This window comes from Rubripirellula reticaptiva (assembly GCF_007860175.1).
In the GTDB taxonomy this organism is placed as follows: domain Bacteria; phylum Planctomycetota; class Planctomycetia; order Pirellulales; family Pirellulaceae; genus Rubripirellula; species Rubripirellula reticaptiva.
In genome coordinates this window covers 380,074-396,610 of sequence record NZ_SJPX01000001.1, presented here as the reverse complement: position 1 = coordinate 396,610, position 16,537 = coordinate 380,074, and the positions used below count along the sequence as shown (strand labels likewise).

Genomic DNA, 16,537 nt, shown 5'->3' with positions numbered 1-16,537 from the left:
GGATTGACCAGAACATGTCCTGGCCTTCTCGCTTCGTCCTAGAACCCAGCGAACAGTTGGTCGAGTGCACTCATTTCACTGGCCTCATCACGAGCGGCAACGTTGTCTTCGGCGAGTGAGTCAACGATCGAATCGAGGTCGACGACTGCTGCACTGTCAAACACACTGGTCTTCGCAACCGGAGCTTCCACGGTCGACACTGCGGCATTGGCTTCCGCCTGGGCAATCGCATCGTCGCCGAGACGTGTTGCACCGGACGCCATGACACCGCTGGCGACTTGGACAAAACCAGTCAGTTCACCTTCACCGACCAGTTCGCCGGATCCGCCCGTCGTGTCGGGCAGACGTGCTAATTGGTTGATGACCTGCAACGCATCAAGCGCGGTTACCGATCCGTCGCCATTAACGTCGGGGTACTGCGGCAAATTGGTCGGCAACGGCAACGAATCCAAACGGATGTTTTGCTTACCGTTGCGGTCGATCGCATTGATGATCTGCAGTGCATCGAGTGGTGTCACGATACCGCTAGCGTTAACATCGAAGCGACCGGCTGGGTTCTGGAACGGATTGTTCGAAACCGTGATCGAGTAGTCTTCGACCTCACCCGTCGCTGCATCGCCGGTCGAGCCCAGGTTGTCCTGTTCGCTCAGACGGAAGCGAGCGTAAATCTCGCCAACCACCGCACTTGCAGGGACGTTGATTAACAAGTTGTTGATGCCATTGGCAATGACCGATCGACCCGTTCCGACTGATCCGAATCGTTGGACTTCGGATAGTTCAAACACACCGTTGTCGTTCCAGTCGAACCAAGCATCCAAGAAGAACTGACTACGGGCTGCATTGGAGCTGTTGATCGAGACGGTAACGTTGGAGGTGAATCCACCTCTGACCGCACCGATCGAGACACCATCGTCATCATCGGCGTTGGGAAGCTTGGCGTCCGAGTCGGCCGAAACCGTCTGTCCGAGCGTCAGCGTTGTATCGATGCCGTGACGTGGTCCACCATCAACCGAAAGCGACGAATACGGTGTCGGAGCATCGCCATAATCGAATCCACCGCCGACGAAAATTGTCAGCTCGGTTCGTCCGTTGGCTTGATTGCTTTGCAGCAAGTTGCCAACTTCATCGCGGATCGTCAGCGTGTCGACCACGCCGACGCCGCTGGTCGACGAAGTACCTTCGACGAAGACTCGTGAGTCAACAATCGACGTGGTGACGCCGAACAGACCCGCTGCGTTGATCGCATCGGCAATCACGATCGACAATTCGCTGGCTGACTGATCAATCGGAATGATGATTGGCAGTGTTGCGACTTGGCCGGGCAATCCCAGTTGAGTGAATGTCGATCCGATTAAATCCAGCGAGTAATTTGCATCGCCACCCAGGAAGACTCGCCCCGAACCAGCGTTCGATGGGCTCAGTCCGAGTCCAGCACCGCCAACCGATCGAACGATGGCATCAGCAATTTGATCCAGCGACGCACCGACTGGGTACGAAACTGCGATGGCACCCGGTGTATCCAGAGCACCGTTGTTGTCCAATTCGAAGGTGACCGCAGTCGCTGAACCCCGACGAACGATGAAGGTCTGTCCGTCTTCGATGGTGTCGGCCACCGCGGCACCGTCGGCTGGGATTTGCAAACCAAATCCAACGGCCGTTCCGATTTGGCCGGTGATTGGAATCGATGCTGATTCTTCGACCACCGTGGTCAGCGGATTAGTGCCTAGGAATTGCACCTTGGTTCCGCTGACATTGGCGGTCAAGTTCAAGCTGGACGCGTTGACCGCGTTTGCGATCGCTTGCGCGATCAAGGCATCGTTGCCGGCAAGCGGAATTGGAACTTGGAAGTTCAGCGAATCAAACAGTTGGTCGTTATCGAGTTCGAACGTGATGGTGTTGACGCCATCAAAGACAGCAATCTGGATGCCATCGCCACGGTTCGCTTCAATCGTTCCGTCCGGCACGGTCAAAGTGATGCCGGTTTCATATTCGAAATTCGTCGTCGTGCCATTGAGATCACGAATGCTCAGAACTCCACCGTCGATGTAGCTGGCACCGGCAGACGCCGCAACGATCGCATCGCTCGAGTCGATCATGCGAATCACGTACGTCGAATCGGGTTCCCATACGCCTGCAATCGGCGTCAAGCGGATCACATTGGTTGACGGGTTGTAGCCGAATCGGTAGTCGATGCCTTCGATCAAAGCAACGTTGTCTTTAAGCAACAGCACCGACTGGTTGGAAACGCTGCGATCGTCGATGCCTGTGCCGGGGGTCACGTCGGCCGGCGCGATTCCGTCGATCAGTTGGATTTCAAAGTAGCGAGGCACTGAGCCGGCTGGAACGCTAACCGCACCTGCCGATAGCCCCAAGTTAGGTGCCAGTGGTGATAGCAACACAACTCGTGGTCCAACCAAGTCGCCACGATCCGAAGCACCTCGATCCTTGAAGACTCGTTCACCAAGACCGCTTGGTGTTTCGACATTCGGATCATCGATTCGCAACTGACCGTTGACGTCCAATCTTGGCGCCAAAATTGGCGACGGTGGTAAGCCAAGTGGGTTCTTCACCGTCGTTAGGCTTGGTCGGTCTTCGAGCGAATCGATCGAGCTATCGATGATGCCGGCGCCGGCGGCAGGTGCAAAGACCAGATCTGCGGCACCAACGAAGATCACTTCGGCATCCGACAATTCTTGCGCGAACTGCCCAACCGATACACCGGTGGGAACATTGTTCGTGTTTCGATAGAAGGTATTGCCACCTAAGATCGGCATTGTGTTGATCGGATCAACAATGACGCCGTCTTCTGTATTCGCAATCACGTTGTTCAACAGAACGGGGGCAGCGTTGCCGACCAACTCGATTCCAGTTCCACCGGCCGTATAGGACTCGACAGGGACCGAACTGATTGCGCCGACCGCGTCAATGTCGGCACCGAGCGAGGCACCGCTATTTCCACCTTGACGTAGGTCCGTCAATCGAACAAACGCAAATCGATCTTGCGTGCCAAAACCGTAGGCATCGATGTCGACCAAGTTTGTCAGTCCGCCGAGCGTTCCGACGTTTTCAAATTTGATGCCATCGCGACTGATTTCGACTTTTACCGATTCGATCGCACCGGTTTCGTAGACGATCAAGTCAGGTTGGGAGTCGCCGCTTCCGGTTAGCAAATTGTCGTCGAACTGCAACGTCAACGAGCCACCAAGACCGAGCGACACCGTGGTGGTTCCGTCGATTGGTTCCGGACCGCGTCCGTTGCCGTCGGGACTTCCAAGTGCTTGCGCCGAATCTTGGAAGACAGACGTCGGTTGGCTACCGCCCGCATTGGGCAGATAGCTGACCACCGAATCGGCGAACGAGATCGCACCCTGTGGGAACAATGTTCCACTGAATGTCTGTGGTGGTGATTGACGACCGGCGACAATCGAACCACCGATAATCGTATTGTTCACGATGCGATCAAACGCGACTGGGTCACCTGCGGTATCGTTGACACCCAATCCGACACCGTCAATTTGCAGCCCGGATGTTCCGTTGAACGCAATCACGTTGCTCTGGATGATCACGCCCGGTGCCAAGTTCTCGGTGTTGAGTTCCACCAAGTTTCGGGGGTAACGAACGATGGACGGCGTGTCTTGACCAGCCACGTTGGCTGTCAATCCGTGCGAGATTGCGATGCCGTGTTCTTCATTGTAAAGGAACCGGCTGTTCTCGATCAGAATGATGCCTTGCCCGTTGCGATCGCGGTTGTTGTCACCACGAAGAACGCCAAGGTCCACCGCACCAAGTGCACCGCCGGCATCGTTGATGATCACGTCGCCAAACAGGTTGATCACCGCGCTGTTCGTTACCGTCGTTAGCGAATTGTTGGTGCCTGTTGCAACCAAAGCCGTTACGTCGATCAAGGACTGGACGTCAGATCGATTGATTGCGTCAACGATCAGTTTGGCAATCTCGGCGGCTGTTTGGGGACGCAGCGTTCCCGAGCCAGCAATCGGTACTCCCGTGATCGAGTTGATTTGCTCGCTGCCGGGTTCGACGGCAAGCATCGTGTATGGGATTTGAACGCGGCCTGGCGTTACGCCGTTGGAAGCTTCGATCAAATTGAATTCGAATTCGATCGTTGACCGACCATCGTTCAAACTAAAGCTGCTGCCATCGCGGATTTGATCCGCTGGCAATGCCGTGATCATGCGCGAGTTGGTCAGGCGTTCGTTAGTGTCGAAGGTTCGGAACTGGGACGAAGTCGATGAGACCACGTACTCGCTACCGCTTCGAATTTCGACTTGGTACGAACCTGTTACCAGATTGCTGACCGGATCGTTCGGTAGTGGGAATTGCGGCGAAGCATCCGTCACAAATGCCGTGTCGACGACGTTCGAATTGGTCGCGATTTCACCGCGTTCGGCAAAGCCGATGATGAAATCGTCTAGGTAAACACCTTCGAACGCGTTGTCGCGAGATCCGCCCACGGGACCAGCGCCATAGGCATCGCCCGAGCGTCCACTGTCTTCGGCGAACGGACCTGGGTCATCGATCGACAACAGCGGTAGCAAAATCGAGCTACCGTTGGTTGGCAAGGAATTGATGGCACCGCCGGCGAATCGATCGGCAACCACTTGTTGGACGACTGCGGCAACTTCCGATGCCGACATGAACCGACTCAGGACAACGGGAATGCCCAGCACTTGAGTGTCGCCACTGACCGTGAACAGACTGGCTGGTTCTGCGACGACATTGTCGAGTCCGCCAAATTCAACCAAGTTTCCGCTCGACTGAATGCGAACATTGTTCGGCACAGAAACCGCAATCGTGGCTTCGTATGTTCCCGGTGAAGAACCATTGACTTGGTTGTCACCCGTCGCTGGATCGTAGTCCTGGTTGGTCAATCCGCTAATGCCGATGAACACGGTGCGGTCAATGTCCGAGACAAAGGTTCCGGTGTTGGGGACAACCCCCGTCAACAGCGGAGTTCCATCACTTTCGAAGAATCGAACACGCGTTTGCATGTTAAAGTCGCCCGCGTTCCCAATCGATACGTCGATTGTTGTGCCAGCGGCCACATCGAGTTGCACCAAGTCAACGTCGGCGAGATTCAGCGGAACTGCATCAGGCAAGCTAGCCAGATTTGTATAGGCTCCGACGTTGGCGTCGTAACCCAGTTGTCCGGTGCCCACAAATGTCGCCGAGCCTCCGACGTATGGAAGCGCAAACGCGTTGACGATCGTATCGTTGTCCGCGGCTGTGGTTGCCGGCACGAAGTCGTCTGGGTCGGTAAATCGCAATCCGGAAATCGGCGCTGCCGGTGGTGGTGGTGACAATTGAACGGTCTGGCCAAGCACTTCAGCAATCTGTGCGGCCGACAATCCAGTCAGCGTCGAGCCGGGCAGAGAGTTGGCGAACAAGGGGACCGAAATCTCACCAGCATTGATCACACGACTTCCGTCGTTGAGCACATAGACTTGGCCTTCGATCGTCAAGGTCGATCGTGCGGCGGGATCGTTGTACAGCGTCGCCAATTGGACACCCGAAGGAACGCCTACGGCTGTTGATAAGTCGATCGAGAAGGTCTCGCCGCTGATCACAAAGCTCTGGTTGTGGAACAAATCTTCGCCCGACTTGGTCCGCAGTGCCAACGTTCCCGTGCCCGATTGACCACCAGTTGAGAATTCAATTCGCAGACTGATCTCTTTTTGTCCCGCAAAGCTGCTTAGTGGGACCCGAGCTTGACGCCAAGTGCCGGTGTTGTCGAACAGTTGCTGAGTCTCGACGTCGATTGTGTCGTTGTACTGACCCGTTTGTGCTGGGTCGTCAAACTCGTCGTTCTCGTCGCCGATCAAGCGAGCGGTATTGTTGCTTGCTACCAGGTGCTGTGAACCATCAGCCGAAACGACGTAGACACGAAGTGCGTCGCGATCGCCGGTCGCGCTGTCGACGCCGTCTGTGTTCAAGAAGTAGTTGAAGTACAGAGTCGGTTCGTCGTCGGGTGAATATCCGTCGAGGCTAAAGGACTTGCTTTGGATAACACCTTTGGCACCGCCCGGCAAGTTGTAAGTGTCATCGACGGGCGTTCCGTCTTGGCGTGCGGTCGCGTTAGGCAATTCGACCGCATTCGGGTAATTGCCATTGAAGTTGCCTTGCAGATTGAACGCCAAGCTGGAGCCGCCACCCGTCGCACCGCGAGTTCCGTTGTCGAGGGCGTCGATGCCGTGTCCGGCGTCGGCGGAACGCGTGGTCGTTGTGTGCCACAAGTTGTAGCCCAACGTGCTGAAGTCGAGTCCCAATGCACCAGAAATGCCGGTGCTGATCATTGACTGGCCGTTCGCGAAAACAGGTTGCAGTTCGCCGGCAGTGTTGAACGCATAAATGTCGCCGTTGCCGGTGATGCCGAACAGCGTTTCACGTAGTTCGCCGTCGTTGTAGCTGATCGGTCCACTTCGCAATGCGGTGAAGTTGATGCCGATCAAGTCGGTTGCCGTGTCGACCAGTTGGCCGATACCGCGATTTCCGATCGCGCGCAATTCCGAGTTCGTGATGACGTACAGTTCGCCCAAGTTAGTGACGGCGTACATGTTGTCGCCCGAGACCACTTCGACACCCGTGACGGTACCACCCAGGCGAACACCACTTCGGACCAACGATCCGGATGCCGTCACATTGTTGGCGGTACTTGCTGGGTCGCCGTTTGGCCCCAGGAATTGGCCACCGGTGATTTGGACTGTCTCGGATGGTCCGCTGGGTTCCACCGCTTCGACGTTGGTCAAGATCGCCGAGGCGGAATTGATCACCGATCGAATTCGAGCCGCTATCACTTCGGCCGATTCGCCTTGGCGGAAAGGGATCTCGAAATTGCCGGTCGTCACGCCAGTTTCGCCTAAGACCTGCAGAGGTGGCAAGGTCTGGCCCAACGCAACCGGACTAACCGTCACACTGGTCGAACCAGGCAGCGATAGTCGATCGTTGGATGCTGATACTTCGATGCCAGCCAGCCGAATCACTTCGGCCAATCGAGAGATCAAGACGTTTGGCGTTGCGGTTGCCAAGACATTGACCGCCGTGGCGGCCGAGTTGTTCAAGCCGGTGTTGCCCAAAATCGACAAGCCCGAACCGGTCGTTGAAAACGTCGGTTGGACGATGCCGCCGAACACGACTTCAGTACCGACGGCGGTTGCGCCAACGCGTCCCACCGCCAAGTTGATCTGCGTCGCAAGTTCAATCGCTAGCACATCAGCGGTCTTGAACTGACCAGCTGCATCACGCAATTGGATGCCGATGTTGTTCCCGGTTGTTCGGCCGGTCGTAATGAACTGGAACGTCGCTGCTTCGCCGTTTTGCCCTTCGACTCGGATCGTGGATCCAGCCGCAACCGCAGGCGCCAAACTGATTCGTTGGCCGGTGTTGATTTCAAAGATTCGGCCGTCAATGTTGATGAACTGGCCGTCGACCAATTCGGTAGCTGGGTCAAAATCACCGGCAACTAGCGTCGGGCCACTGTTGAATTCGAACGTGACCGACTGAGCGGTTGGTGTTTCGAAGTTCTGGATCGTGAATGTGTCGCCGTCAGCCAGTCCAGGGTTCACACCCGTTTGGTCGGGTAGTTTGAAGCCGAGCACATTGTAGAACTCTTGAACCGTGGTGCCGGTTGGGAAGTTCGGATCGTCGAAGCGATCGGTGTTGATCTGACCAATTTCGAACGGGTTCGATCCGGCTCCGGTCAATCGGTTGGTGAAGATGAAACGAGTTCCATCGGCCCGGCCGTCGTCTGGATCGAACGAGTACAGAATGTTGTCGCTGTACCTTGCACCGGCATTGGTTGAAATCAAATCGATGTTTTGACGTTCGCCGACCAGGAAGCCTCGTTCGGTGGTTGGGGTGTTGAAGCCATTGGTCGCCGCGATCGAAATCGCTTGTACCACTAGGGCCTCGTCAACAACTCCGGCCGTGAATGTGATCACGCCAGTCGCTGCGTCAATCACCGCAGTTGCTCGGTATAAATCGATGGCCGCGTCTGTGCTAAGTGGAGCACTGACTGCTGCCGTACCGGTATCGATGCGGTGGTAAAAGAAGTCGTTGTTGTTGGTTGCCGAATAAGCAAACAGTTCACCGTTGCTGCGGAACGCAACTTCGGTCAGTTGGGTGCCGAAGTTACCGACACTGCCGTAGCTTTGGCCGGTGAATGGATTGACCACTCGCAAGTCGCCGCCCGTGTTGACGTATAGTACGACGTCGTCCAACGAATACGGAACAATTGACGAGTCGTCAAAGAGAATCGGCGTGATCGGATCCGTCGCCGTTCCGCCGCCAAACGAATCAATGCGGTCTTCGGCGATGCGAGTAACCGAGTCGATCGGTTCGAGTCGCAACAGCGGGTTAGCGCTGCCCGGATTGAAGAACTGATCCAACGGCAACGGAACGCTGCTTTGGTTGGAAACGGCAACATAATAGATGCCCTCAGCCATCTCGGCCGCACCGATGTACGGGTCTTGCTGTCCGGCACTACCGCGCGACAAGTCGTTCGTGTTGTTGCTCGATGGCAGTCCAGGCAAGTCGTCAGCGATGTTGCTGTCGCCGCCGACATAGATCAATTGTCCAGCTTCGTTAAAGACATACAACGCCATGTCGGCGCGAGCGAAGCCGTCGGCATAGTCCAGGTCGAACACCGTCGAGAAGTACAACGGAGGATCGTTGGGACCACGAGTCAAGTTTTCGTAGTTGATATCGAATCGGTACCAGTCGACGTCAGTCGCCGATGACAACGATCCCGCAAACGATTTGGCCAATTGGTCACTTTGCAGCGGACCTGAGGCGCCTCCGTTTGAGTTGCTGTAGTAGCCGAGTGCTTGTGCGTTGGCCAGCGAATCGTTGTCGCCATCGATTTCGTAGTCTTCACCCAACAACGGCGAGTGCAGCGGTTGACCTATGATCTGCAGTCCGTTGACGGCGTAACGCACGTCGGCAAGACGCATCTGAGTGCCTGCGTGCTCGTCGGTTTCTTGCAGTCGGATCTGCAATTGATACGCACCTGCGGACAGACCTGAATGGATTCGTGATGTATCGTTGAGCGTTGCGAAATCCAACGGGTTGGTCGTGTTGCTGCTGCGAACGCGAACGTGATAGAGATTTCGTGTGCCTGCTTCGCCCGGCAGCACGATTCGCATGCCGGCATCTTTGGCGTTGGTGCTGTAGGCGTCTTGCAGTTGCGAATCCAACAACACATTGGTGTTCGTTGCGGTCACCGTCGCGCCAGTGATCGTTGATCCCGTGACTGTGACGTGAGGAACCGTGCGGCCGATAAAGAAGTTTGAATCGAAACGCAGTTGGATGACGTAGTCTTGGCTGCCCGACCGTCGCAGCAGCGTTGCGGCAATCGCGCCAAGTTCGACACCGTAAGCGTTTTCAAGCGCCCCGCGAATTGATCCGGCTGGGTCTTGTAAGAACTGAGTGGTCGACAACTCGACCACGGATGGGTCGCTCGGAATCGACAACTCTAGGTTTCCGCCCGTGGCGTTCTGGATGTCACCCGAGATCGTGATCTGTTGTACGGCCAAGCGTTCGGTCACGACGGACAACGGACGCGCGGCATCTGGATTGACGCCGGAAGCAGTGAACAAGGCTGCGTCATTCGTTTCGGCAAGCAACGAGTCGTTTGACGAAGCTAGTACGCGTCCATTGGCATCAATCAGTTCGACAACCGAGTCCAGTTGCGATCCGGTTTGGTCAATGTCCAACCAAACTTCGGTTCCGCTTTGGCCGATGAAAGAGTAGACGTCCAAGTCATTGCGCTGCGAAATGGCACCTTCGACGACAAAGCCGAGGCGTCGGTTTTCGTCGCCGGATTGTTCGTTCGGCGCGATTTCACCCAAAAATTGAGACTGGCTTGGAATCGAGTTCGAATCAATGAACGCCGAACGTACCGGCTCTTGTTCTGGGATGGCCGCGACGTTTCGGTCCGACGCGGCTTCGCGGATGACGACGCCGTTCCAAAGTCCGGACTCGACAACACTCGAACCGTTGCTGATCGAGGACTCGTCGGGAAGCAGTTCAACGAATGATGTGATCTTCGACGAAGAACCGGTCGGATTGACGTCCCAAGCAAATGCCGTGTTGACGTCGCCAGTCCCGAATACCTGTCCGAGTCGCGCATCAACAATTGATGGCAAGTTGGTCAGGTTGATTGTTCCCGCAGGCGTGAATCCCTGGGTGTTGGCTTGAATTTGGGTTTCCAGGTTGGCAAAAATGTCGGCACCCCAACCCACATAGCTTGCGTTGACTTGGTTGGTGCCATCGTCTTCGAAGTAACCACCGTGGCCGAATCCAAATCGCTGGTTGATCTGATAGGTCACCGCACGGAAGTCGCTCTCACCCGGTGTACCAATGGCGTACACGTTTTCGCGGCCCGGTACGCCGACATCAGGGTGCAAGAAGTTGACGACGCGAACGTCGCCAAGTGCGGTGTCATCATCAGCCACGAGTTCCAGAGACGAGAACATCACGGCGATGCCGTCTCGGAATTCAGTTTGGGCGATCCAGGTGACTTCGCCATTTGCACCGGTAAACGTTCCGCGACTTTCAACCAAGTCATCGCCGATCAACGTCGGTTGCTGGGTGATTGTCGTCGCCGATAGACGCGTGACGGTCGTTCCAACGATGACGTAGGTAGCGAAGTCAAAGAAGTAGTCTTGGTTGCTAAGGATTTGTCCGGTCAATTCGTCCGTCACGGTCACGCCGGCAGCGGTCGTAAGGTGACCTGCTTGTGGCGTGGCCTCGAAGTAGCCGACGGTGTTGACGTCGACATCGTTGTCGATCGTGATATTTCGATCGACTTCCGCACCAAACGGAAAGCGAGCGAATCCGTCGCCGGATTGGCTGGCAAGATCGTCGCCGGTGATACCGTCGTTGTTGGTGTCCATTTGCGGCAAGCCCGACAAAGTGAACCCAGCGCCCGCGGTATCGTCAGCCAGCGTGGTCAAAATGACAGGGAAATCAGGATGACCGACAACTTGCAACGAGCCGCCGATTCGGTCGGCGATGTCAACAAATTCTTGGGACGCGGTTGCGAGCGAGCCACCTACCACAATGCCGGCGTTTTCACCTGCATCGCTTTGGAACTTGACCACCAAAGATCCGCGAGTATCGCTCTGAAGTCGCAAGCCGCCGAAAATGTATTGGTTAGGAATCTCGATCGATTCGGTCACCACATGAACGATGTCGATGTCGTCCCAAACCCCTGCGGTCGCCAGTTCGCCGCCGCGAATCTGCATGCCGTTGATCGCGTTGTTGCTAAGCACGTTGCCTTGCACCAACGGACCCGAGTTTCCAATGACGTTGGACTTGTCGACCAAACCAGACGCACGTCCAGGGTCATTCACTTCTGTACCGGACAGTGAATTGACATCGAAGGACAGTGCACTGGCTTCGTTGTCAATGAACAGGTTGTCCACGATGACCGGGGTTGCCGCGCGAACGAAGACCGTGGCCGAACCATTGTCACCACGCCCAACTCGCTCACCATTGAGATCGCCACGACCGTCGGCGTTTTGTTCCAGACGCGTGTTGGCTAGACGCAGACGTCCCTGTTGAACTTCGATTGCGTTGAACGAAGCAAACCCACCTTCGACTCGTGTCGATCCGCCGGCACCGGCGATCACCGCTTGGTCGATGTTGGCCGCCGATGCAGCACCGATGTAAATCCCACCCCAATCGCCAGGGTTCAGTTCACCCGAGTCGCCGCGATCGTTGGTGTCGAACGTTCCACCGCCACCGTAGCGTTGATCTTCAAGCGACGTAAACACGACTGGCAAACTTGGCGTGCCTTCGGCAGTCAGGTTGCCACCGAAGCGGGCTTCGATTCGAGCGCCATCGATCTTCAAAACCGTACCGGGATCGATCACCAAGCTGGCGTCTAATCGGCTTCGCAAGACCTGCGTCGCGGTCGACAGCAGTGTCGATCCAGTCGCTGCAGAGTCGGTAAAGAATGTGTTGCTGGCGTTGAGCTGCGAGACCAATCGGAACTCGCCTGGCAAGCCAGTGGTCGGATCAATCGTTGCACGGTACAAACGGCGCGAAACAAAACTCGTCCCGGCGCTGGTGGTCGGCAACTGCGTCAATCGAACACTGCCCTGACTTGTTAGTGTCACCGGAGCAGTGTTCTGGCTTGCTGCTGATTCGAGACCTTGCGCATTCACATTGGTGATGCGATAGGTGTACGTACCCGCGGGAACGTTACCGGTCACCGCAGGTTGTGAGCGAACCAGCAAAGCCGATGGGGCCGACGACTGCAAAATGGGGCCGCCGGGTGTGCCCTGGATGACCAAGTTTTCGGTCAACACGTGAGGAATATCAGTGTCGTCGAATCGTGCCGTTGTGGTGACTTTTTCGACCACATCGCCCGTGCGAGTCACCACGCGGATGAACAAGCCGTTGATGCTGTTGTCGATGACCACGTTGCCGTGGATGTCCGGACCCACGCGTGTGAAGTCAGGTGTGAAAGCGCCGCCCGCTTGAAAGCTAGGTTCAGTAAATCGCGTTTCGGTAAACGTATCTGGGGTTGCCGCAATCGCCGCATCGGCGCTATTTGCGATTCGCGAATTGATGATCGTGGGACGGGTTTCCGCCATGTCGATTGGCGAGATCGCAACCAGTTGACCACCGACCGAAACGGCTCCACCGCCAAATCGCATGTCGGCGTATTGAATGTGATTCAGGAACACACCTTCGTCTTCGCGATTGCGACGTGATTCATCAGCTGAATCAAGGTCGCCGCGGAAATCGATACCACCCCAGTCGCCAGGTTGGGCGGCACGCGAAGTGACCGTTGCGTTCCCCATCCCGATAGTGCGATCATTCAAGCTAGTAAAATACACGCTGCCGGGAATCAGTTGGTTAGTCGCATCCCGCGCCGGCAAGCCGTTCGTGCCGATGATCGACGGAGTTCCCAAAACTTGCAACGACGAATTGCTGACGTCAATCAATGGCGACACGCTGCCGACACCGAGTCTTGCCCCGGAGAGTTTGATGATCGCGCCTGATTCGATAACCAAGTGAACGTCCTTGGGAACGTTTAGCGACGATCCGTCGGCTAGTGGCAAGCCGTTGCTTCCAAAACCAACTTGATAGCTGAAGTTGTCCAACGTCGTTTGGACAAGACCGTCGGTACCGCCGTTGCCGACGACTCGAATCGTATCGCCAGGTTGGGCTGCGGCGATGGCTTGGTCGATTTCGCGATACGGGTTGCCAACAGTGCCGATGGTTCCTGCGGTCGCTGATGCTGCTTTGTCAACGTAAAGCGTGTTGTTGCTGTCGCTCGGAACGAACCAGAAATCAAAGACGCCGCCGGCTTTGTTGTCGCCGTCGCCATCGAGTGCTTGGGACGTAGTGCCGTTGCCCGCATCGCGGATGCCGCTGGTGGCCGCAGGTTGGAACTTGATGGAAAGCTCGTAGTTGCCTTCGCTCAATCCGCCATAACCCGATCCTTCAATCGACGGATCGTAGTTGTTGTTGCCACGCGCACTGACGCCAATCATGTATGAACCGGCCGACAAGTTTTCGATGTCGATTGCCGAGTCATTGCTGAAGTAATCGTCGTTCTGGGCGATCTCGACGTAGGTGCCTTCGGATCCGAGTTTGTACAGACGCAGTGTTGTGTCCAGCAAGCTGGGATCGGCCAAACGTTCAGCGATCGATTCGATCGAAATCGTGCCTCGGCTTGCCACCGTGAACTTGTACAAGTCGATGTCGGTGCTGTCGGGACGATACAGGTATTGTCCGTTGACAATGTCAGCAACGCTTGGGAAGGCCGGCTCGTTATCGGTCCCAGGTGTGAAGATGAAGCTTGTACTCTGCGTGACAGGTTGTGGGAGGTCGTCCGCGTAGCCGTAGCCGAGCAACTGGCCGACGATGAACATCGACCCGCGGAAGAACTCGCCGCCGAATTGATCATCGATCGATTCGTCAAAATCTTGGAAGTCCATCACGCCAAGGTCGTCGATTCCGTCGCCGTTACGATCTCGCGTATCGACTGCAATATCGCCTTGGCTGCTGACGGTGCCAGAGTTGTTGATGTCGGTGACCGTGCCGTACAAGTCGCCCACGGCAATCGAAATCGCCGCTTGGCTGGTCAGACCACCTTCGACTTCGACGAAGCTGATACCTAAGTATTCGCTGTACAGCGACATGACTTCGCGAACACGTTGCTTTTGTTGCTCGCTGATGATGTTGAAGTAAGTTTTATCTTCGTCGAAACCGGGCGTCGTTGGATCGTCACCCTGCCACGAAGGTGCAAAGTCGTATTGAATGACCGAGATGCCGTTGACCGAGTCGGCGCCGTTTCGCAGGTAGTCCAATGGCACCGTTCGCGCCAAACGCGAAGGGTCGTCCGGACGGATTTCACGGGTGCCTGGCAAGTTGGGGCCCGGCAAAGTCAAGTCGTACGAGTCGGTATTGAAAATCTCGCCGCTTAGCCGAGTAGCCGACGTCGTGGTCGCACTGATCGTCCACTGCGAATCGAGGTTGTAGGCGCTGTTGAATGTATCGCCAGCTTGATCGGCACCGGGAACCAATGGGATGACTGTCGGTGCCGCGGCTAGCCCTTCGCTCGTCCCAACTCGCAGTCGAACCGCACCGGTCAAGAACTGACCTGCGTTCGCTGGATCAGGCAAACGTGACAGAGGTCGGCCATAGTTAAGAGTTACGATGTTGGTGATGTTGTTGTAGACCGGTTTGTTCGTCAACGGAACGATCACGTCGTCTTGGTTGGTGGCCGTATCGCGCGTGAAGACCAACTGATAGAAGCCAGCCGTTTCGGCTAAGTTCTTGTCCAAGTCGTCGTCGTTGAAGTGGACTTCGATCTTGCCGATGTCGGGGCTGAGCGCACCGGTGATCGGGTCGCGACGAATGGGTTCGGGAACCACAGCGACGACCTTCGGGCCCAGGTTGATTTGGAACCGTCGCGACAGATCAACGCCATCTTGGAATAGTTCACCATCGACGTTGCGAAGCGCGAACGCGCCGCCACCCAGGATGTCGATCTGATACAAGTCGTTCGGCAATGGTTCCGCGAAACGGAACACGACTTCGCGTGATGAATCGCCAAGGCCAACGAAGCCCGGTTCGACCACCACATCGGTCACGCCACTTAGCGTTAACGAAGGAATCGACGTTGTACCAGCGCCGATCGTTGTGTTGATGTTGCCCTCTTGCAGTACAGCCAAAATCAACGCGGATGCGTCGGGATTGGTGTTGATCGCGTTGATGAAATCAGCGGCTGTCGATGGGAAAGCTGCGTTGCTGTTTAGCTGCACGCGAATGGTCGAACCGGTCACAACCACAACTGGATTAGCTTGGCCACCAAAGTCGCGTCGCTCGATTTCGACAATCGTGCCGCGTCCATCTACGCCGGGCAACTGTGAAACAACGCGAACACGAATGTTGCCATTGGTTCCAAAATCAGTAACGGCTTCGGCCGAATTGGCGCCGACCAAGGTCAACGTCAAACCGGTTGGAACCTTCGTTCCAATGTCACCTTGGGATGGGCCGCTGACCTGAATGGCTTCGACCAGTTGTGAAGCTGCCGAGTTCGAGTTCAAGCTGCTGATCAGATCTTGAACACGTGTTGGCTGGCCTGGGTTGCTGTTGACATTCACGGTGACGACTTGGTCAGCCACGGTGATGATCGGCAAACTCGATCCGGTACGCGAGCTGGACGTGAAGACGACCTGAACGCCGTTGCCAAGGCTACCCGACTGGACCGCGCGGAATTCAAGCAAGACTTGACCGCTGGTTCCTAAATCGGACGTTGCCGTGGCCGATTCGAACACGCCGTCTTCGCCAGCGCGAGTGATGCGGATCGCTGACAGAGTGCTGGGGTCGATGTCCGCGTTGTCATCAAAGCGGAACACCAACTCGCGTGGTGAAACGTTCAGCTCGGTGCCGTCTTTCAGCAGCGCGCCTTCGTTGGGCTGGATACCGATCAAGTCGGGACCGGCCAATAGTTGGCGAGCTTCCAATGTTTCGGTCAGCAGACGTCGGTCTTTGCGGCGACGTTTCTGTCGCAGACGATCCGTGGACTTCTTTGACGTGTGGGCAGTCGGGATGCTGCCATTTTCCGAAGCGCTCATGCGGGTACCGTTGCGAAGAAGCGAATCACGAAGAGTCATCAACAAAGCCTCGTATGTCAGGTGCCAAACGAAGTTGGCAGAGTAATTGTCTTGTTTCCGATCGATCGGTCGCTACCGAATCGCTGATCCATTAGCGGTTCGAAAGAGACGGTTCGAAAGGTGAAAATATGGGCTCGTCGCGATCCGGTTGGATCGAACGATTGGTGTCAGGGTAGCGCGATAAAGTCAGCGATTTTGACTCGATCGGGTCACAAAAATCAGACCCGCGGCCACCGAGACGGCGGTCGAGAATCCGGAATCGTAGGTAAAAACGGCGTTGATCACATCGGGGACGAGGGGGCCGAAGGCCGAGCGAGAACCAGGACCAGAGTGTAGTCGAGCGCTAGCTATTGGCAACGGAAATCAGCTGGGGGACGGGGTTT

The 16,537-nt window shown here is 56.1% G+C and carries 1 protein-coding gene; it reads right to left on the bottom strand.

Annotated elements, in window-relative coordinates; all coding sequences use genetic code 11:
- Window positions 1–38: 38 nt before the first annotated feature.
- A complete protein-coding gene (locus Poly59_RS01410) occupies window positions 39–16,154 on the bottom strand; it encodes a GEVED domain-containing protein (protein WP_146532295.1) in 16,116 nt (5,371 codons plus the stop codon).
- Between the last annotated feature and the right edge of the window lie 383 nt (window positions 16,155–16,537).